The organism is Micromonospora sp. (genome assembly GCF_048594385.1).
GTDB lineage: Bacteria > Actinomycetota > Actinomycetes > Mycobacteriales > Micromonosporaceae > Micromonospora > Micromonospora wenchangensis.
Genome location: NZ_JBMDWU010000612.1, coordinates 12645 through 32539, shown reverse-complemented (window position 1 = coordinate 32539; position 19895 = coordinate 12645). Strand labels below are relative to the sequence as shown.

General features: G+C 71.5%; 19 protein-coding genes. 13 read left to right on the top strand and 6 right to left on the bottom strand.

Going from position 1 to position 19895, the window contains the following annotated elements; genetic code table 11:
• The 8 genes from ACOJTC_RS32035 to ACOJTC_RS32000 all read left to right on the top strand — a co-directional run bounded on the left by ACOJTC_RS32035 (position 1) and on the right by ACOJTC_RS32000 (position 9043).
• The gene (locus ACOJTC_RS32035; RefSeq protein WP_204926683.1) at positions 1–1197 is read left to right on the top strand and encodes a glycosyltransferase; all 1197 of its coding nucleotides are present in this window, start codon (positions 1–3) and stop codon (positions 1195–1197) included.
• Positions 1194–2030: a radical SAM/SPASM domain-containing protein gene (locus ACOJTC_RS32030; protein WP_204926682.1), complete on the top strand. Its 837-nt coding sequence runs from the start codon at positions 1194–1196 to the stop codon at positions 2028–2030. The genes ACOJTC_RS32035 and ACOJTC_RS32030 overlap by 4 nt, the downstream gene beginning before the upstream one ends.
• Positions 2000–4138 (top strand): geranylgeranylglyceryl/heptaprenylglyceryl phosphate synthase, encoded by a 2139-nt coding sequence (locus tag ACOJTC_RS32025; protein WP_420119690.1) that lies wholly within the window; start codon positions 2000–2002, stop codon positions 4136–4138. Before ACOJTC_RS32030 ends, ACOJTC_RS32025 begins: the two co-directional genes overlap by 31 nt.
• Before the next feature lie 28 nt (positions 4139–4166).
• Positions 4167–5435 (top strand): hypothetical protein, encoded by a 1269-nt coding sequence (locus tag ACOJTC_RS32020; protein ID WP_420119689.1) that lies wholly within the window; start codon positions 4167–4169, stop codon positions 5433–5435.
• The gene (locus ACOJTC_RS32015; RefSeq protein ID WP_420119688.1) at positions 5420–6235 is read left to right on the top strand and encodes a hypothetical protein; all 816 of its coding nucleotides are present in this window, start codon (positions 5420–5422) and stop codon (positions 6233–6235) included. The genes ACOJTC_RS32020 and ACOJTC_RS32015 overlap by 16 nt, the downstream gene beginning before the upstream one ends.
• Entirely contained in the window at positions 6222–7028 is an 807-nt protein-coding gene (locus ACOJTC_RS32010; protein WP_420119687.1) for a hypothetical protein, read from the top strand. The genes ACOJTC_RS32015 and ACOJTC_RS32010 overlap by 14 nt, the downstream gene beginning before the upstream one ends.
• Positions 7028–8329, top strand: a complete 1302-nt coding sequence (locus ACOJTC_RS32005) for an FAD-binding oxidoreductase (RefSeq protein ID WP_420119686.1) — start codon at positions 7028–7030, stop codon at positions 8327–8329. Before ACOJTC_RS32010 ends, ACOJTC_RS32005 begins: the two co-directional genes overlap by 1 nt.
• A gap of 216 nt (positions 8330–8545) precedes the next feature.
• Complete coding sequence (locus tag ACOJTC_RS32000) at positions 8546–9043, top strand: cellulose binding domain-containing protein (protein ID WP_420119685.1); 498 nt, start codon at positions 8546–8548, stop codon at positions 9041–9043.
• Positions 9044–9079: 36 nt separating this feature from the next.
• On the opposite strand, the gene ACOJTC_RS31995 is transcribed toward ACOJTC_RS32000, so the two are convergent.
• Together ACOJTC_RS31995 and ACOJTC_RS31990 are read right to left on the bottom strand one after the other, a co-directional pair.
• Positions 9080–9616: an AAA family ATPase gene (locus ACOJTC_RS31995; protein ID WP_420119684.1), complete on the bottom strand. Its 537-nt coding sequence runs from the start codon at positions 9614–9616 to the stop codon at positions 9080–9082.
• Positions 9617–9699: 83 nt separating this feature from the next.
• Positions 9700–10248 (bottom strand): hypothetical protein, encoded by a 549-nt coding sequence (locus ACOJTC_RS31990; RefSeq protein WP_420119683.1) that lies wholly within the window; start codon positions 10246–10248, stop codon positions 9700–9702.
• A 232-nt stretch (positions 10249–10480) separates the two neighbouring features.
• Between ACOJTC_RS31990 and ACOJTC_RS31985 the strand changes: the two genes are divergently transcribed.
• The 4 genes from ACOJTC_RS31985 to ACOJTC_RS31970 all read left to right on the top strand — a co-directional run bounded on the left by ACOJTC_RS31985 (position 10481) and on the right by ACOJTC_RS31970 (position 13834).
• Complete coding sequence (locus ACOJTC_RS31985; protein ID WP_420119682.1) at positions 10481–11998, top strand: MFS transporter; 1518 nt, start codon at positions 10481–10483, stop codon at positions 11996–11998.
• 182 nt (positions 11999–12180) lie between these two features.
• Positions 12181–12738, top strand: a complete 558-nt coding sequence (locus ACOJTC_RS31980; RefSeq protein WP_420119681.1) for a RipA family octameric membrane protein — start codon at positions 12181–12183, stop codon at positions 12736–12738.
• 83 nt (positions 12739–12821) lie between these two features.
• On the top strand, positions 12822–13241 hold the full coding sequence (locus tag ACOJTC_RS31975; protein WP_420119680.1) for a hypothetical protein: 420 nt from the start codon (positions 12822–12824) through the stop codon (positions 13239–13241).
• Entirely contained in the window at positions 13238–13834 is a 597-nt protein-coding gene (locus tag ACOJTC_RS31970; protein WP_420119679.1) for a toll/interleukin-1 receptor domain-containing protein, read from the top strand. Before ACOJTC_RS31975 ends, ACOJTC_RS31970 begins: the two co-directional genes overlap by 4 nt.
• A 132-nt stretch (positions 13835–13966) precedes the next feature.
• Here ACOJTC_RS31970 and ACOJTC_RS31965 read toward each other — a convergent pair whose 3' ends face one another.
• Together ACOJTC_RS31965 and ACOJTC_RS31960 are read right to left on the bottom strand one after the other, a co-directional pair.
• Positions 13967–14572: a TetR/AcrR family transcriptional regulator gene (locus ACOJTC_RS31965; protein ID WP_420119678.1), complete on the bottom strand. Its 606-nt coding sequence runs from the start codon at positions 14570–14572 to the stop codon at positions 13967–13969.
• Positions 14573–14855: 283 nt separating this feature from the next.
• A complete protein-coding gene (locus ACOJTC_RS31960) occupies positions 14856–15590 on the bottom strand; it encodes a DUF2470 domain-containing protein (RefSeq protein ID WP_420119677.1) in 735 nt (244 codons plus the stop codon).
• Between the two features lie 73 nt (positions 15591–15663).
• Here ACOJTC_RS31960 and rpsD point away from each other — a divergent pair, with 73 nt between their 5' ends.
• Positions 15664–16272 (top strand): 30S ribosomal protein S4, encoded by a 609-nt coding sequence (gene rpsD / locus ACOJTC_RS31955; RefSeq protein WP_357930952.1) that lies wholly within the window; start codon positions 15664–15666, stop codon positions 16270–16272.
• On the opposite strand, the gene ACOJTC_RS31950 is transcribed toward rpsD, so the two are convergent.
• Positions 16260–18113 carry an ABC transporter ATP-binding protein gene (locus ACOJTC_RS31950; protein ID WP_420119676.1) on the bottom strand — a complete coding sequence of 618 codons (1854 nt, stop codon included), beginning with the start codon at positions 18111–18113 and terminating at the stop codon, positions 16260–16262. The two genes, rpsD and ACOJTC_RS31950, sit on opposite strands and share 13 nt — an antisense overlap.
• A complete protein-coding gene (locus ACOJTC_RS31945) occupies positions 18110–19798 on the bottom strand; it encodes an ABC transporter ATP-binding protein (protein ID WP_420119675.1) in 1689 nt (562 codons plus the stop codon). The genes ACOJTC_RS31950 and ACOJTC_RS31945 overlap by 4 nt, the downstream gene beginning before the upstream one ends.
• Between the last annotated feature and the right edge of the window lie 97 nt (positions 19799–19895).

The following is a 19895-nucleotide window of genomic DNA, read 5'->3' as shown; positions in this document are numbered from 1 at the left end:
ATGTTCGAGCTAGTGACCCGGCCCGTCCGGTGGGCGATCCGGCGCGGCTACCAGCCCGCCGAGGGTGATCCACCGCCCACCGGGTGCCTCGTGGTCCGCCCCGGACCGACAGTCGTGCGGTCCGGAATCCCGGTCCGGGATGTCGCCGCGACGCTCGGCGACGGCTTCGCCGGTGGGCTGGCCCTGGTCCTGCCGACCTACGTGGGTCGCGCACCGCTGTCGAGCCACCGCGAGAGCGTCGAGGAACTCGTCAGCCAGCTCACCGACCTCCCCCCGACGGTCGCCGCCCGCCCGTTGGTGCTGGTCGTAGGCATGCAGTACCGCGACGACCAGCACGACGAGGCGGTCGAGCGGCTGCGCCGGCTCAGCGAGGTCGCCGCCTCCCCGGGCGGGCCGACCTTCGTCGGCATCGCGATGCCCCAGGCCGGGAAGAGCCGCATGCTCAACGCCGCCTTCGCCATGGCCACCGGCCTCGGCCTGGCCGGCGTGGCGTGGGTCGACGACGACGTCACGTTCAGCACCGGCTGCATCGGCCGGCTGTTCGAGGACTTCCTCGACCGTGGCGCCCGGGGCTCGGTCGGGGCGAGCAAGGTCCCCCAACCCAACCCGTACGCGGCGGCCCGGTTGCTGCACCGGGGCAAGGGGATCACCAAGACGCCGAAGTTCAGCTACCCGCACGGGTGCTGCATGGTGGTCGACGCCGACCTGGCCGCCCGGGGCATCCCCGACCGCTACACCTGCGAGGACGACTACTTCTGCTTCGCGCTGCTCGACCCACGCGACGAGAACCCGCTGCACCGTACGCACATCGTCGCGGACGCCGTGAGCTACCACCTGACCGGCGGCCCGGCGGGCGAGATCAGACAGCGCGTCAACCGTTCGCTGCTGACCGCGGCGGTGCTGATGGCCGACTTTCCCGCCGACGTCGCCGGGCGGTACTGGCGCATGTACTTCTACGGACTGTGGCCGCTGGCCCCCGCCGCCCGGGGCCAGGGTTTCCGCTTCGCGGCGAAGAAGTGGCTGCTCAAGTCGGTCCACTTCGGCTGGTTCTCGACGGTGGCGCTGGGGCTGGCCGTACGCGGCGTCGCCGGTCGGCCCCGCCGCGAGATCCCCTGGTCGGCATACACGAAGCACGCCAAGCCAACGGCCTCGTCGGTCCCGTTGTCTCCCACGATCTCCGGAGGGGAACGCGCATGACAGACATCGCGAAATACATCAAACAGCGTGCACAGGGCAAAGGCGTCCTGAACGTGCTCAGCGGGGTGTCCCGCACCTACCTCAACGGCACCGGAACCAAGACGCTCAGCGACGCCGCCTGGCTCAAGCAGAAGTCCAGCCGCACGCCACCGCAGTTCAGCATGATCGCGATCGAGACGATGAGCGGCTGCAACTACCGCTGCTCGTTCTGCCCGATCGGCACCATCAAGATGCCGTCCGGCCGGATGTCGATGGAACTCTACGAGTCGCTGCTCGACCAGCTCGCCGACTTCACCGGCGTCATCCACCCGTACCTGTTCAACGAGCCGTTGCTGGACCGGCGGCTGCCCGAGATGGTGCGGATGGCCAAGGAGCGCACCAGGGCGTCGATCTCCATCCAGACCAACGGCTCCAAGCTCACCGAGGAACTGGCCGACGAACTGACGAAGTACGCCACCGTCGTCGTCAACGACTACACCACCGACCTGTCGGTGCTGGAGAAGGTCCGTCGGTATCCGGCACGACCCGAGCTGGTGCTGGTCGACCGCGACCCGGACGCCACCCTCACCAACCGGGCCGGCAACGTGCTGGGGCGGCCGACCGTGCTGCTCAACCAGTTCTGCGTACGGCCGTTCAACGAGTTCTACATCACCCATGACGGCCGCGTCGTCCTGTGCTGCCAGGACTGGAGCGTGCAGGAGGTCATGGGCAACGTCAACGACAACACCATCGAGGAGATCTGGAACAACGAGAAGTACACCGCCCGCCGCGCGAGCCTGCTGCGAAAGGAGCGGACCGACCTATGCGCGAAGTGCGACTTTCCGGGAATCTGAGCACGGTCCCGGCTACCGCCCCGGTGCTGACGGCGCTGCGGGCGCAGGCCCCCGGGCTCCTGCACGTCGTGGACCCGTACAAGGTGCCGCTGGCCGAGGCGGTCGAGAAGGCACGGGCGATGGCCGATCTCGGTCATCCCGCGCTGCTGGTCGGCAGCACCGACAACCCCGCGTTCGACCAGCAGGTCGCCCCCTACGTCGCCGAGCTGCGCGAGCGGACCGACCTGCCGCTCATCCTGCACTTCCCGTCGATACCCGGGCGGGGCGCCCCGCTGTGTCCGGGCGCCGACGCCGTGCTCGTGCACGCGGTGCTGAACTCGGTGCGGTCCTTCTTCGTCACCGGTGGTCTGGCCGCCACCGCCCGCACCGCGACCGCGCTCGGGCAGCACGGACCCGAGCTGCTGCGCTCGGCGTCGTTCGCCTTCGGCACCGACGGCAAGACCCACGAGGCGGTCGGCGCCCGGCCGGCGGCCGAGGACGGCCTGGAACTGCCCCGGCTGGTGGCCGAGGTCGCCGCCGCCGACTTCGACCTCGCCTATCTGCTCTACCGGCACGGCCGGGTCCCCGACCGGGTCCTGCGTGCCTACCGGCGTGGCCTGGCACCCCAGCAGTTGCTCTTCGTCGGCGGCGGGGTCAGCTCGTACCGTCAGGTCCGCGAGTACCACGACTGCGGCGTCGACTGGGTCGTCGTCGGCAACGGGCTGGAGACCGCCGACTGGCGGGACACCCTGCGCGGCATGTCCGGTCGTCCGGGTGGACGGCCCGGCGGCGTCGGCGACCCCGCCGTCCCCCCGGGGATCGCCGCCGAGTTGCAGCGCGGGCTGCGCCGGCCCGTACGGTCCGATCCGGCCGGTCGGGCGGCGTACGCCACGAACGTCGGCCGGTTGCACCACCTGCTGCCGGCCGTGGTGACCCCGGTGACCTCGGCGGAGGAGGTCGCGCACGTCCTGCGGACCACCCGGGCGGCCGGTACACCCGTCGCGGTGCGGGGCAGTGGACACTCGTTCGGCCGGCAGGGCCTGTCCGACGGCGGGGTGCTGATCGTCGGCGAGCCGGGGGACCCCGCCGTCCGGGTGCTCGACGACGGCACCGCCGAGGTGTCCGCCCGGGCTCCCTGGTACGCCGCCGAGCTGGCCCTGAACGCCCAGGGACGCAGCATCCCGGTGCTGACCAACCACCTGACGGTCTCGATCGGCGGCACCCTGTCGGTCGGCGGCTACGGCGAGGGCACGATCACCCACGGCGGCCAGGTCGACCTGGTCGAACGGTTCCGGCTGGTCCTGCCCGACGGGCAGCCGCGGTGGTGCTCGCCCACCGAGTCGCCGGAGCTGTTCCGCTACGGCATCGGCGCGCTCGGCACCCTGGGCGTGCTGGACCGGGTGGTGCTGCGCACGGTCGAGCACCAACGGCTCACCACCATCGCCACGCAGCGGCATCCGTCCCTGACCGCCCTGGTGGCGGAGGTCGGGTGGCTGGCACAGGAGCAGCGCTCGCCGGTCGACCTCTTCTCCGCCCAGCACTACGAGGGAGGTTTCGTCGCCACGTACGGGATGCGCGGTGGTGGCCCGCTGCCGCAGCGGCTGGCGGGGCGGGCCGAGACCCGGGTCGAGGCCGACTGGCCGCTGCGGTCCATGCGCGAGTCCCGGCGCAACCCGGCCGACCCGTCGGTGCACTTCATCTGGGCCGACTACTGCCTGTCGTTGCCGGCCGCGGCCGAGTTCGCCCGTTTCCTCGACGTCGAGATTTTGGCGAGCACCGGCTACCGGGAGGGCGGTGGCCGGCTGCTCATGCTCGGCGTGCACCGGCCCGAGCAACGTCCGGGCGTGCCGTTCACCCCGGCGGCCGGCCTGCGGGGCCTGGCGCTCGGCTTCGGGCTGTACTTCAGCGTCCCGCGCGGGGACCGGCCCGCCGTCGACCGGGTGCAGGGCCTGCACCGTCGGGTGCTGGCGCAGTGCCTCGCGCTCGGCGGACGGCCCTACCTCGCCGGCTGGTACGACCTGACCGAGGCGGACCTGCAGTCGATGTACGGCGACGACCTCACCGCCCTGCGCCGGCTCCGCCGGGAGCTGGACCCGCAGGGTCTGTTCAACCCGGGACTGCTGGCATGACACCGCGAGCGCGACGGAGGGAGTGGGCATGACCCGCAGCGTGCAGGTCATCTCGATGCGCACCTGGGGAGAGCTGGGGAACCTCCTGGCCGGCCGGACACTCGCCGCGACCCTGGCCGCCGGCCTCGACGACGTCGACGTCACCGTCGTCGAGGCCGAGACGATCTTCCCGCAGTTCGCCGAGGCCGGGGCCGCCATCCGTGAGCTGGTGGCGGCCCGGTTGCCCGCCGACGAGGTCCGGGCCGGCTACCTGAGCCTGATGGCCGACTTCACCGGCCGGCTGCCGGGCGGCCTGGACGACGACCCGGTGCCGGCGGCGACCGCCGACCGGCTGGCCGCCGTCGTCGAGCACTTCGCCACGACGAAGCCGGACCTGGTGATCGGCACCAAGGGGGTCATCTCCCGGCTGAGCCGTGCCGCGCTGCGGATCGCGGACCTGCCGACCCCGGTGGTCAACTACGTGACGAACGAGGGGCTGCTCCGGCTGCCGGTGCACCGGGCACCCCACCTGCCCGTCCACCTGGTGCAGTTCGACCGGGCCCGGGACTATCTCGTCCGCGAGCACGGCTACCGCCCCGAGCGGGTCGTACCGGTCGGCCGGTTGCTCGCGCAGGCCCAGGCCGCCCAGGTCTTCGAGGGTGCCGGTCAGGGTGACCGCATCGGCGGCACCGACGCCGACGCCATGGACTCGGCACTGGCCGAGGCGCGTACCCGGGTCCTGATCCTGTCCAACCGGGGCGGTCGGGAGTATCTCGCCGCCGTCGAGCGGATCGCCACCGCCCATCCGGACGCGGCGCTGGTCTTCATCGCGTACAACAATCCGGCGCTCGCCACCGAGGCCGCCGAGCTGCTGACCGAGTTGAAGGTGCCGGCCTGGCAGACCTTCGACCGGCTGGCGCAGGGCGACTACCTGCGGTATCTGTCCTGGCTCCACGCCGCCGACGCGCCACTGTTCATCTCCAAGACCGGACCGAACTCGATGCTGGAGGGGCTCTACTTCGGCATCCCGCAGCTACTGGTGCGCTCCGGCCTGCCGATGGAGGAGTGGGTCGGTCCGTTCCTCGCCGAGCACGGCGTCGGCCAGGGCTTCGACCGGATGGAGGATCTGGTCGACGTCGCCGTGCGCTGGCTGGGCGACCCCGACGAGCTGCCCCGACGCCGCCACCTGGCCACCACCCTGGCCCGTACGCTGCTCGACCCGGACCGGGCCCGGCGGCGAACCGTGGCCGCCGTCGCCGCGGTGCTCGACGGCGGGCCGGCGCGGATCGACGAGGAGGCCCCGTGCTCTCCGGAGTGAGCGGCCTGGACGACGAGTGGGCGGTCGCGCAGCGCGTCCTGCTGGAGCGGGTCACCGACCGGCTCGCCGGGACCGGCATGACGCCGCAGGGGCTGGAGTACGTCCGGCAGATGAAGGGCTATCCACGGATCCCCTACTTCGCCGCACTCTGGGTGCCGGACGCGGCACTGCGGCAGGAGTTGGGCATCGCGATCTGCACCCACGCGATGGGGATCAAGCTCGTCGACGACCTGATGGACGGCGACCAGCCGATCCGGCCCTGGGACCAGATCCTCGGCATGTTCCTCACCCAGAGCAGCACGGCGACCTTCGGCGCCCACCACCGGCCGGCCGAGGTGCTGCGCGTCTTCGACGAGGACTACGGGGTGATCTGGCGGGAGCAGATCAACGAGGCGGAACGCCCGGCACACGACCTGGACAGCTGGATCCACTACGCCAGCATCAAGTCGGGTCGGATGATGATGTGCTACGCCTCCGCCGCCTGCCTCGCCGCCGACGTCGTGGACCGGCTGCCCGCCGCGCGCGCCTTCTGCGAGGCGTTCGGCGTCCTGTTCATGATCGGTGACGACATCCGCGACCACCGCGACCTCGGAGAGGCCGGTGGCAATCTGTGCCACCTGATCCGTAGCGGGCGGGTGAGCCGCGACGCGGCCGTCGCGGCAACCCGCTGGTGGCGCGCGGAGGCGCTGCGCGCCCTGGCGGAGTTCCCACCCGAGTTCCCGATCGCCGGCTTCATGGCCGACTTCGCCGACCGTCTGATCACCTTTCTTCTGGAGGACGACCGTGTTGACGTTTCCTGAGTTCAAGGCCGAGATGGACGCCAGCCAGGCGCGGGTGGTCCAGCGGTGTCTCACCGAACTCACCAGCCTGGGCATGTCCCGACAGGGGCTGGATTTCGTGCGCGACCTGCCCGGCTACCCGCGTACGCCGTACTACACGACGCTGTGGGTGCACGACCCGCAGGTGCGCGCCGACCTCGGCGCGGGGGTGTCGATCCACGCGGTCGGCGTGAAGCTGATCGACGACCTCATCGACGACGACCAGCCGCTCTCACCGCGCGACCAGATCTTCGGCGTGCAGTTGCTCTCGGTCGGCACGACGCTGCTGGCCAGCCACCACCGCCCGGTCGAGGTGCTGAAGACCCTCGAGGACGACTACCGGGACATCTGGCGGCAGGAGATCGTCGAGGTCGCCGCGCCCCGGCCGACCACTGTCGAGTCGTGGATCGCGGCGGCCCGGATCAAGGCCGGGGTGATGCTCGCCAACTACGCCGCCGTCAACTGCCTCGCGGGCGGGGTTCCCGAGCTGGTGGGGCCGGCCCGGGAGTTCGGTGAGGCACTGGGCGTGCTCTACATGATCGGCGACGACGCGGTCGACTTCGACGAGATCCAGGAGCGCGACGGGAACCTCGCCCACCTGGTCGCCTCGGGCGCGGTCGACCTCACCGACGTCGCCGCCGCGATCGACGAGTGGCGCGACCGGGCCGTCGCGGCGGTGCGGCAGGGCGACCCGGTGTGCGACCTGGTGCCGTTCTTCGACCACTTCGCGGTGAAGCTCAAGGGCCTGCTCAGCCGGCCGGCGGCGACCGTCTGATGACGCCGCACCAACCGCTCGCCCGGCTGCTCGCCGGGAAACTGGTGGGTCCGGCACCCGAGGGCTGTCAGCGGGACTTCGGCCGGCTGCACTGCCGGCAGCCACAGGCGGTCGTCTTCCCCGCAGGTGTCGCCGACGTGCAGGAGACGGTGCGGTACGCCCTCGCCGGCGGGCTGGCGGTCGTCGCACGGGGTAACGGGTGCAGCAGCAACGGGCAGAGCCTCACCGACAGCCTGCAACTGGACACCGCCGCGTTGGACCGGATCGAACTTCTCGGGGCGGCGACGGTGCGCGTCGAGTCGGGGGTGCGCTGGGGAACCCTGCACCGCTGGCTGCACGAGCACGGCCTCGCCCTGCCGGTGGTGACCAGCAACGAGCACGCCACGGTCGGCGGGACGCTGTCGGTCGGCGGGTTCGGGCCGACGTCGCCCTTCGTCGGCTCGGTCGTCGACCAGGTGACGGCGCTGGACGTCGTCACGGGTGACGGCACGCTCGTGCACGCGACCGCCGACGGGCCGCACTCGGAGTTGTTCCGGTACGCGCTCTGCGGCCTCGGCCAGGTGGCCGTGATCGTCCGGGCCGATCTGCGGGTGGTCCCGGCGGAACCGGCCGTCCTGGTCCGCCGGCTCGGTGCCGACGACCTCGCCACGGTGGCGGAGCAGGTATGGGGCGACGAGCGGCTGCGGATCTGTCGCACGGTGTACTCCACCGCCGCCGGCCGGTGGAAGGTCGAGGTCGGCCGGGCGGCGGGTGACGCGGCGGCCGGGTCGGACGAGACCCTGGTCGCCGACTACCACCAGCGGCTGTTCGAGGCCGAGGCGGGATTCTCCGTCGGCATCGCCCGCGCCCAGGTCGCCGCGGGTCTGCTGGCCGACGACGCCGAGGCGCGCCGGCTGTGGAGCGACTTCTTCCTGCCGATGGAGAAGGCTGACGCCTTCTTCGCCGCCGTCCGCGACAGGTTCGCCGACCCCGCCGTGATCCCGGTGGTCAACGGCACGTTCCTGCGCCCCGGGGACCGGCCCCGTCCACCGCTGAGCCCGCTGCCCGACGCCGACCGGGTACGCACGTTCGGCTTCTACTGCATCGTGCCCCCGGAACGGGTGGACGCCTACCGGGAGCACTTCGACGCGGCGGGGGCGCTCTGTCACGACCTCGGCGGCCGGGTCTACCTGCACGGCTACCACCGGGTGGAGCGGGACTTCTACCGGGCCCAGTTCGGTGGGCCGACCGTCGACAGGTGGCGGGAGGTGAAGCGCCGCTACGATCCGGGAACCGTGCTCGGCCCCCGGCTTCCGATCTGATCCGTCCCGTGGCCCGGCCCGCCGGCCCGCGTCCGCCCGCGCGGTGCCGGCCGGGCCGAACCGGCTCGGGTCGAGGGCGTCGGTCCGATCCGCCGCGCGAACGATTCCGATCGACTATTGTCAATTCTCGTGAGGTGCGCCGACACCCGGTGCCGACCGGCGTCCCCGCTCCGCCCGCGCAGCCGCGCGCCGTCCCCCGGAGGAACCGCCACCGCCATGAGACCGACGAGCAGTCTTCTCGGCGTCGCCGCGGCGGCCCTGACACTGGCCGCCGCCCGGGCCGGGGTCAGCGCACCCGGCACCGCCTCGGCCGGCACGACCCCGCCCTCAAACAGCGCGGTGCCGGCCGGCCCGCCGTCCGGTAGCCCCGTGCCGAGCAGCCCGCCGCCGAGCGGGGCCGCCTGCACCGTCCGGTACTCGGCCTACACCTGGGACACCTACCTGACGAGCAGCATCACCATCACCAATACCGGCGTCACCACGATCACCTCCTGGCGGCTGACGTTCCCGCTGCCTCCCGGGCAACGCATCACCACCGGCTGGAACGCGGTGTACTCGCCGTCGAGTGGCACCGTCACGGCCCGTGGCCACGACGACCACGTCACCATCGGGCCGGGCGGGGCGATCGCCATCGGGTTCGTGGCCGACCACACCGGTGACACCGGCAGCCCGTCCTCGTTCACCCTCAACGGGACACCCTGCGCGCTCGGCTGAGCCGGCGGTCAGGCGGGCGGGGCCGATCCGCAGGTCTCAGTGGGCCGACGGCGGCCAGCGGTGCGTGCGCCACGCGTGCCAGGTCGGGAATCCCGCCGGGGGAGCATCGATGGGTTCACTGCCGTCGAGTTCCCCCGGCGTGGGGACGTCGAGGCGGGCGGCCCACTCGGCGAGTTCCTCATCCGCCATGGGCCAGGTCGTGTGCGGCGCGTCGGCCTGGCGTCGGTCACGCCGTCTGCGCTGCTCGGCCGGGGTGAGGGTGAAGTAGTGCAGCTCCACCCTCGCGCCGAGGTCCGCTGCGGCCCGGCGCAGGGCGGAACGCTCGTCGCGGCTCCACAGGCCGTAGTCGATCACCACGTTGGTGCCGAGTTCGAGAGCGCGCAGTCCGATCCCGATGAGCCGCCCCTCGATGACGGCCCCCGCCAGGGAAGGGTTCCCGGGCCCGTAGAGCGCCTTCACCCACTCGTCCTTCGTCAGGCGAAGGGCGTTGTGTTCGACCTCGATACGCCGCGCCGCCGTCGTCTTCCCGGTGCAGGGGAGTCCCACGGTCAGGAACAGTGTCGGTCGCCCCATCGTCACCCTCCGGTCGGCGCGCGCCCCATCATCGCTCATCTCCGCGCCTGCCGCTCGCGGTTCGGAGGGTGGGAGCCGGCCGCTCAGGTCGCAGCGTCATCATCCGACGCAGCGGTGCGGCGCAGTTCGCGCAGGACGCCGTGGCGGCGCAGGGCCCAGGCGAGGCGGGGCACGCTCGGGTGCCGGATGAACAGCACGGCGGCCCGGCGGACCAGGCCGACCCGGTCGGCGTCCACCTGGTTCTCGACCACCTGCCAGACCAGTTCGCGCACCCGGGCGTCGTCCAGCACCGCGCGTACCTCACGCCGCACCCGGGGGTCCTCGGCCGCCGAGGTGACGGCGGCCGCCAGACCCGGCCGGTCGACACGCGGTCGCACCACCGCCGCGAGGAGCGGCCGGCGTACCTCGTCGCGTTCCAGCAGCAGCAACACCGCTTCCCGGATCTCGGTGGTGTCCAGGCTGGACCGCAGCAGCCGCAGCAGGCTGCGTTCCACCTCGCGGTCGTGGTCCGGGACGGAGAGCGCGGCCAGCAGCAGCGCCACCTCGTCGAGGTCGACGACGTGGCGCACCCCGTCGCGGAACTCCGGTAGGCCCCAGGCGGCCTGCAAGGCCGTCACGAGATCGCGGTTCACGGCCCTCCGCTACCCGCAACGGGCAACGGGCGAAACCCCAGGGCCAGTCCGCCTCGTCGGCCGTTGCCTCCGCTGGTCCTACCGGACACCGTCGGTCGGGCCGCCGGGTGACGGGGTCGACCACGCAGCCGGCCGACGTCGCGGCGGCTAAGGGGTGGCGGTAGTCCCACCGCGTGGCGCATAGTTATCGTACGCGTATAGTTTATGTGTAAGAAAACGATGAGGAGTACGCATGGCCCAGCTGGAGCCGAGCAGGCGTGGCGCACTGATCGCGGTGGCCCTGGCGCAGTTCATGGTCACCCTGGACATGACAATCGTGAATGTCGCCCTGCCGTCGCTCGATGCCGAGCTCGGTTTCGGAGAGGCTCAGCTGCCCTGGGTCGTCAACATCTACGCCCTGCTGTTCGGCGGTTTCCTCATGCTCGGCGGACGTGCGGCGGATCTGTTCGGCCAGCGCCGCCTGCTGCTGAGTGGCACGGTGCTCTTCGCGTTCGCGTCGCTGGTAGGTGGACTGGCGCAGGCACCGTGGCAGCTGATCGTGGCCCGGGCCCTGCAGGGTGTGGGCGCCGCCATGATGGCGCCGGCCGCGCTCGCCGTGCTCACGCTGACCCAGCGCGAGGGCCGGGAACGCATCCGTGCCCTGGGCGTCTACGCCGCGGTCTCGGCTGTGGGCGGTGCGGCCGGGGTGCTCAGTGGCGGTCTGCTCACCCAGTACGCGGGTTGGCGATGGGTGATGCTGGTCAACGTTCCGATGGCCGCCTGTGTTGTCCTGCTCGCCCTGGTGAGCGTGCCGGGCGGGCTGCTCAGCGCTCCGCTCGGTCGGAAGCTGGACGTCGGTGGCGCGGTTCTGGTCACCGGTGGTGTGGGCACCCTGGTGCTCGGGCTCGTCGGCACCGAACAGCAGGGCTGGGGTTCGACCACGACCCTGCTCACCCTCGGTGCGGCAGTGCTGCTGCTCGTGCTTTTCGTACTGTGGGAGACCCGAGGCGTCAAGGGCGACCCGCTCGTACGCCTCGCCCTGCTCACCAAGCGCAATGTCGCCGGTGCCAACCTCTTCATCCTGCTGCTCTGCGCGGGTCAGTTCGCGGCCTTCTACTTCATCTCGCTCTATCTGCAGGAGGTGCTGCGCTTCGACGCGGCGCGCGCCGGGGTCGCCTTCCTGCCGCTGACGCTCACCGTGGTGGTGGCGATCAACATCTCGACCCGGCTCCTTCCCCGGACCGGCCCCAGGGTGCTGCTGGTGGCCGGCGGCCTGCTCGCCGCGGTGGGCTTCGCCTGGTTCGGGGCGCTCGACGTCGACGGCAGCTTCGTGGTCGACCTGCTGGGCCCCTCGATCCTCACCGGCCTGGGCATGGGCATCTCGTTCGTGCCGCTGACCGGAGCCGCAGTCGGTGGTCTGCCCCGGCACGAGGCCGGCATGGCCTCGGCCGTACTCAACAGCTCCCGTCAGATCGGCGGTGCTCTCGGCCTGGCCGCCCTGGTCACCGCGCAGGCCACGTACACGGCCCACCGCCGTGCCGCCGGTGACCCGCCCCTGGACGCGCTGACCGATGGATTCGGCGTCGGCCTGACGCTGTCGGGCGCGCTGCTGTTCGTCGCCGCCCTCGTGGCACTGTTCGTCCTCCCCGGTAAGTGGGCCGCCGGACCGATAGCCCGGCGCGGTGCGGGATCGCCTTCCTCCAGGACGACGACCGCGCCCGCCGAGCCGCGCCCGGACCGTGCTGCCCCGCCCCTCCGCGAATCGAGGTGACGACCCTGATGGCTGGGCAGCCCCGGCTGTGGCAGCTACTGCGCCCCCAGTACTACCGATACGCCTCTGCCCACCTGGTCAGGCCCCTTGGTCACGTGGAGATGGCTCAGTGTCGAGATCGCGACAGCGCGGCATCGTCCACAGTGGTTCCCCAACCGGCAGGTGTTGTCGATAATCGAACGATGATTGTCGGCGCGGCGCGACGATACCTTGGGCGCAGCCAAGCGGAGTTCGACGACATTCGTTCTGCGCTGTGGACGAACGAGATTGGCGCTGACGCCTATGCCGGGGCGGGCGAGAAATACCAGGCGGCTATACTTGAGCAGTACCGGATATGCGTTGAGATGGCGGACCGGGTCAGCGCCCGCCGCAGTGTGGCCAACACCTTCTTCTTAACCGCGAACACCGCTGTCTTCACTGCGGTCAATGTCGCGTGGTCGTTGAGCAGTCAATCGTCCCGGTGGGTGTTGCTCCTACCGTTGGTTGTACTGATTGTTCAATGCGTCGCCTGGTTCTGGATGCTGCGGTCCTACCGGCAGCTTTCCTCGGCCAAATTTCGTGTCGTTGGCGCGATGGAGGAGCGCCTCCCTGCCTCCCCCTACTGGCGGGCGGAGTGGAAGGGGCTGGGTTCTGGCCTGGATCGCTCTCTCTACTGGCCAATGGCGCAGCTTGAGCAGTGGGTGCCCAGCACCTTCGCGCTCGCCTATCTCTTGGTGCTTATAACGATTTTGGTGGGCTGAAAGTGTATGAAACTCTCTTTCGTTGCACCTGACAACGATGGCGCGCAACTGATCTTACATCGCCTCTCCCCGGGAGTTGCTGGATGAGAACCAATGAAGATGGATTCACGGTCAACGTGAAGGCCAAGTCCGGGGCGTCGATTAAGGGTGTAGTTCCGCCGGGGTTCGCCGAGTTGACCGACAGCGGGATCGTGACCTCCTTCACTCTTCTTGCGGACGGCTACCCCCTCGGGCGTCACTTCGCCCTCGACAAGAAACACAACGCGCGCGAGGAGCGCGTCCGCGGGATCCTCGCGCATCTGGCGAGCGCCGGCCTGGCCGTTGCCGCCAACGGCGTGCTTTATCGCAGGACGGGGCAACGATTGAACATGCCGACGATGTTCGTGTTCAAAGGAATCAGCAAACGCCTGATCAGCCTGCTGCCGCATGTCACTGACGCAGAGCTCGGCTACTATGACCATACTGGCCAGATCGTAATCGAAGGAACGATCCGCCTGTCATGAGTGGCCCGGCGGGAATTAGGATTTTCATCTCGTACAACAAAGCCGACCTCGGGTGGGCGCGCTGGATCGCCGAGGTGATAAAGGAGTCGGGCAACACGGCAGTGTTCCAGGAGTTGGATTCTCCACCAGGAGAGAACTTCCCGCTGTGGATTTCGCGTGAGCTCGACCGGGCTGACATCGTGCTGCCCATATTTTCGAGGCACTATTACGTGTCACCGTGGTGCACTACCGAGTGGACAAGCGCTCTGAATCGCCGCAGAATGGTGCCCGTGCAGGTTGAACCGTGCGACATACCTATCATTCTGAGGAGCATCACTCGCGTCAACCTCGCTGGAAAATCGAAGACGGCTTGCCGTGACTTGCTACTCCGTGGGTTGCGTGATCCCGCCGCCGGCACCGAAATTCCGGCAACGCACGTGGACCAACTCGCGCAACGGATGCTTGGTCGATGGAAACGCGTGGCGATCGGTGCTGCCATTCTTGGCATCTTCACCAGCGGTGTCTTCATTCCGGATCCTGGTGGAAACGGTCAAGACGGTGGCGAAGGGGCCGGCAACGACCTCATCGGAGGGGGTGACGGAAGCTTCTTCTGAACGTGTGCCCTCCGCATGCTGAGGACCGGTTGGTTGCGACGTACCGCAGAACGAGGATGGCTTGCACGATCAGGGTTGCCGACGTGACAACCTGCTGAGGGCGATCGAGGCGACCGTGGGAGGTCAGCCGGGTCAGCCCACGGTCTGCCTCAGCAACCCGTCGATGACCGCGATCAGCCCCGACCGGTGCGTGTCGCGTGCGGTGAGTGTCGGCCACCGGCCGGCGAGGGCGAACAGCCGCGGGAACTGCGCGGGGTCGAGGTTGGCGAACGCCTTCTCCCGGTGTGCTCCCGCGTCCGGCCGGGAGTAGTGCTCCCCGCGGGAAGCCCGCAGCATCAGCTCACCGGCGGTGTAGTACCAGATCACCCGGTAGGCGTAGACGGCCTGCTCGGGAGTCATGCCACAGCGGACGGCGCCGTCGACGATGTTCTCGACGATCCACAGGGCGGAGACCGCCATCAGGTCGTCGGAGGCGAGTACCTCGACGATCCACGGGCACTCGGCCAGGATGTCGTGCAGCAGCTGGGCCGCCTTGGTCAGCTGGTCCCGGGGCTCGGGCGGCAGGTCCGGGCGTGGGAACTGCGCGGCGTGCTCCTCCAGCAGCAGGAGCAGCAGCTCGTCCTTGTCCTTCACGTGGTGGTAGAGCGCCATCGGCGTGCTGTCCAGATCCTTGGCGAGGCGACGCATCGACAGGCTCCCGACGCCCTCCGCGCCGAGGATCCGTCGGGCCGCCGCCACGATGGCTTCCCTGGACAGGCGTGCGGGGCGTCCCATCCGACCGCCCTGCGACGAGGAAGACTGCATAACGGCTCCGGACCCTCACTGGTACAGGGAGCCTCGACCTGCGGCGTTGCGCCTTCGCGCAGGGGACGTTCCCGGTGAACCGCACCACCGTATCCGGCGGACCGGGTTGACCGCGCGCCAGGAGCCGTCGCGTCGGCGACGTCCGGGGGTACCGGACCCCGGCCGGATCCGGCCGGCAGTCAGGGTGGCAGCGGGCGTCAGCGCCGTCGCGGCGGGTTCAGGCCGCCGCCTGCCGGGGGCAGAGCATCGGGTGCAGCAGCAGGGACAGCTCGTCGACGTCGGCGACGGGTCGTCCGAAGCTCACCCTCGCCCGTCGGACCGCACCGGGCCGACCGTACGCGACCGTCAGGCCGTACCTGTCGATCCGGACCACCCGTGGCGACTCGGCACCGGAGAGCTTCAACTGCCGGCGCAGGTGGGCCGTGACCTGCTCGGCGTGGTGGTCGGCGAGGTCGGCCACCAGGTCCGCCTCGGCCGCGTGCAACGGGTCGGGCTCGGCCTGCGCGTACGCCTGCGGGTCGATCGGGCGCATGCCGTCGGTGCGTTCCCAGCGGGCCTCGGTCACCGCGAACCGGTGCAGCTGGAACCTGCTGCCCACGTCGAGCAGGTCGCCGGTGGGCCGGGTGGCGGCGAAGTCCATCGCGGCCTGTCGCGCCGTGTCGCCGTCGAGGCGTTCGGCCCAGCCGGAGACCCAGGCCCGGCCGAGCGATGGGGCGTCGGCGGTGGGTGGCAGGTCGAGCACGTCGAGGACGGTGGCGACGTCGGTGTCCCCGGCCGGCGGCGCGAGTGCCGTGGCGAGGTCGCCGGACGCCGGCACCAGCAGCAGCACCCGGCCGGCCGGGTCGGTGGCGTGCCTGACCTGGTGCGGGCCGGTGCTGCCGGCCAGGTGGGCGAGGGCGGGCAGTCGTCCCGCGACGAGGGTGCGCACGATCTCCGCCGGGCTGGGTCGCATGATCCCTATCTCCTCAACATAGGTTAGCCTTACCTAACTCGCAGGCTAGACCATCCGATCGGAGACGTCGAACGTGAACCACCCCCGTCCCAAGGCCCGGCTCTCCCGTGCCCTCGGCATTCCGCTGACCCGCAAGTGCGTGCGCTACTTCGAGCGGCGTCCCTACCCGCCGGGCGTGCACGGCCGCAACCGGCGCAAGACCTCCGACTACCAGGTACGGCTGCTGGAGAAGCAGCGGCTGCGCCATCAGTACAACGTCAGCGAGGCCCAGTTGCGCCGCACGTTCGACGAGGCCGCCCGGGGCGTCGGGAAGACCGGCGAGTCGCTGGTCGCCCTCCTGGAACGGCGACTCGACGCGCTGGTGCTCCGGGCCGGGCTGGCCCGCAGCATCTACCAGGCGCGCCAGCTCGTCGGGCACGGCCACTTCACGGTGGACGGACGCAAGGTCGACCGGCCCTCGTACCGGCTGCGGCCCGGCCAGGTGGTCGCGGTACGCGAGCGCAGCCGCACCCTGCCACCGTTCCAGCTCGCCGCCGCCGGCGCGCACGCCGACGACCGACCCCGGCCGTACCTGTCGGTGGAGCTGACCGGGCTGCGCGCCACGCTGCTGCGCGAGCCCGCCCGGCACGAGGTGCCGGTGATCTGCGACGAGCAGCTCGTGGTGGAGTTCTACTCCCGCTGAGCGGTCAGCGGCGGCCCGGTCCACCGCCCGTGCCGTGGTCGCGGTACGGGCGGGTCGCCGCCGACCACCGCGGATCCCGGCGCGTCGCCGGCCCGGGTCGGCGTGCCGTCGGCGCGGGCGGTCCACGCCGCCCACAGCCGGGCGTAGCTGCCGTCCGCCCCGATCAGCTCGGCGTGCGGGCCACTCTCGACGATCTCGCCACGGTCCATGACGACGATGTGGTCCGCGGTCACGGCCTGGGTGAGGCGGTGGGCGACGACCAGGGCGGTGCGTCCCGCCAACGCCGCGGCGGCGGCCTGTTCGAGGTCCCGCGCCCCCGCGCTGCCGGCTTCCGCGGTCGCCTCGTCCAGCACCACGACCGCCGGATCGAGCAGGACCACCCGGGCGAGCGCCAACTGCTGCGCCTGCGCGGCGGTCAGTGGGTGGCCGCCCTCGCCGACCACGGTGTCCAGCCCGTCGGGGAGGGCGAGCGCCCAGGTCAGGGCTCCGACCCGGGCCAGGGCCGCGGTGAGTTCCTCCGGCGGGGCCTGCGGCCGGGCCAACCGCAGGTCCTCGGCGAGCGGCCCGGCGAACACGTGGGTCTCCTGGCTGACCAGGGCGATCGTCCGGGCGGGCAGCTCGGGGACGGGAACGCCGCCCAGGGTGGCCACGCCGTTGCCGGGGCGCAGCACCCCGGCGGCGATCGACGCGACGGTGGTCTTCCCGGCACCGGTGGAGCCGACCAGCGCGACCACCCGGCCCGCCCCGACCCGCAGCGAGACGTCGCGCAGCACCGGCGTCACCCCGTCGTAGCTGAAGCTGACGCCGTCCAGCACGAGGTCGTGCGTCGCGGGCTTGGTGCCGCCCGCGCGACGGTCCGGGTCCGTGCTCAGCACCCCGACGAGGCGGGCCAGGCTGGCCCCCGCGTCCTGGGCCTTGTCGAAGGTGACCATCAGTTGCAGGACCGGGCCGAACAGCCGGTGCAGCAGCAACGCGGCCGCCGACACCTCGCCGAGGGTGACGGCTTCCCTGCGTACGAGCAGGAACCCCACCACCAGCACCGCGCCGAGCCCGGCCAGCTCCGCTGCGTTGATCCGTCCCACGAACCGGGTGTAGAGGGCGAACACGCTCGTCGAGAGGTCCCGGGCGCGGGCGGAGGCGTCCGCGATGCCGCCGAGGTGCCGGTCCTCCAGCCGGTAGGCGTGCACCGTGCTGATGCCCTGCACGCTCTCGACGAACCGTTGGGACCGCTGGGCGATGGCGACCCGCTCGGCCGCGTAGGCCGGCGCGGCCCGGGGGAGATACCACCGCGCACCGAGCACGTAGAGCGGGACGGCGACCGCGCCGGCCAGCCCGAGCCGCCAGTCGATGCCGACGATCGTGCCGAGGCTGATCGCCGCCAGCAACAGGGCCGAGACCAGGGTGGGCAGGACCTCGGTGACGGCCCGATCGATGGCGCTGACGTCCGCGCCGACCCGCGAGACCAGGTCGCCGCGGCCCGCCCGGTCGAGCACCGCCACGGGCAACCGCAACGCGACGTCCAGGGCGCGTTCGCGCAGGTCGGCGAGGATGCCCGCACCCAACCGGCGGATCAGGTGGGCGCTGACGCCGGTGGCCGCACCACCGACGACGGCGGCGGTCGCGATGAGCACGGCGACCGGGACGAGCACCTCGGTGCCGCCGCCGGCGCGGACCCGGTCGACCAGCAGGCCGAAGGCGTAGGCGGGGACGATCGCGGTGGCGGCGGCGAGCAGCCCGACGACCAGCGTGCCGGAGGCGGCCCCCCGGCGGGCCCGCAGTTGCGCGCCGAGCCACGCCCTGCTCTCGCGCGGGCTGGCCACGGGCAGGGTCGGGGACGTCACCGCAGCACCGCCCGGCGGTAGCTGTCGTCGTCGGCGACGAGTTCGGCGTGTGTCCCCTCGGCGGCGACGACCCCGTCGGCGACGAACACGACCCGGTCGGTGGCGGCGAGCAACGTCGGACTGCTGGTGATGACGACGGTGCCGTAACCGCCGTCCGACCCGTGCCGCAGCGTCCGGATGCCGTCGGCGACGGCCTGTTCGGTGACCGCGTCGACGGCGGTGGTCGGGTCGTGCAGGACCAGCAGCGGCGGCCCGGCGAGCAGCGCGCGGGCGAGCGCGACGCGTTGCCGTTGGCCGCCGGAGAGGTTCGCGCCGCGTTCGGTGACCGGCATCCGCAGGCCCGCCGGATGCAGGTGCGCCACCTCGTCGGCGGCAGCGGCGCGCAGGGCCTCGTCGAGCCGTCCGTCGCCGTCGCCGTGCAGGGTGACGTTCGTGGCGAGGGTGCCGGTGAACAGGTCGGTGCGGTGCGGTTCGCTGTGCAGCAGGTGGCGCGCCCGGTCCCGGTCGACGGTCTCCAGCCGTTCGCCGCCGAGCAGGACGTCACCCGTATGGCCGTCGGGCACCGCCAGCAGCCGCGCCAGCGCCTCGGCGTCCGCCGACCGGGGAGCCACCACGCCGACGAACTCCCCGGCGCGCACGTGCAGGTGCAGGCCGGCCAGCGGGCCGTACGTCACGTCGGTCAGGCGCAGCTCGCACCCGTCGGGCACGGCGGTGCCCGGCGGCAGGACCACGTCGGCCCGCAGGACGGCGGCGACCCGGTCGGCCGCCGCGCGGGCGGCAGCCGTCCAGCCGGGTACGACCGCGAGCACGCCGAACGGTTCGACGAGGAACTGCGCGGAGCCGATCACCGTGATGAACTGACCGACGGTGATGCGGCCGGTCAGTGCGAACCAGCCCGCCATCAGTGCGATGCCCCCGGCCAGCAGGCTGCTCAGCATGGTGGACGCGCCCAGGTACGCGTTCTGGGTCCGGGAGGCGCGCAGGGTGGCGGCCAGGCTGTGGCGGCTCACCCGGCGGTACCGCCCGGTCCCGGCGTCCTGCGCGCCGATGCCGCGCAGCGGGCGTAGCCCGGTGACCAGGTCGGTGGCGAGCGCGCTGGCCCGACCGGCCTGGTCCTGCTGGTCCTTGACGCGCCTGGCGATCAGCGGAGCGGTGAGGGTGAGGACCGCCAGCACGACCGGGATGGCGATCAGCACGGTCAGCCCGAGTGGCGTCGAGATCAGCAGCAGCGCGACCGCGCTGACCGTGACCGCCACCAGGGCGCTGGTGACCCGTGGGATGTGGTCGAGCAGGTAGGAGGTGTACTCGGCGTCGGTGGTGGTGACCGCGAGCAGGTCGCCGGTGTGCCGGCCGGTGCGCAGCACCCGTGGGTGGAGGATCTTCGCCGCCAGTTCGACCCGTAGCTGGTGGCCCTCCTCGGCGATGGCCCGTTGCAGGTTGCGCGCGCCGAAGCGGTACGTCACCACCAGGACGAGATAGACCAGCGCCAGGGTCGCGGTCCAGGCGAGCAGCGCGGTCACCGCACCGGTGGCGACGGCCCGGTCGACGATGACGCCGACGAGGATCGGCACCAGGGCCGCGCAGAGTTGGTAGACGCCGGCCAGCGCCGTGCCGGTCCAGAGGCGTCGCCCGTTGCGGGCGACCGCCCGGCGCAGGACCGCAGAGCCGGTACTGACCTTGCTCACTACGTAGTACCCCCTGGTCAACGGCTCAGGAACGGGGAGTACTTTACCGATCAAGTTTTAGGTAAGCCTGTCCTTACTATGTGAGTTGGAGTACTCC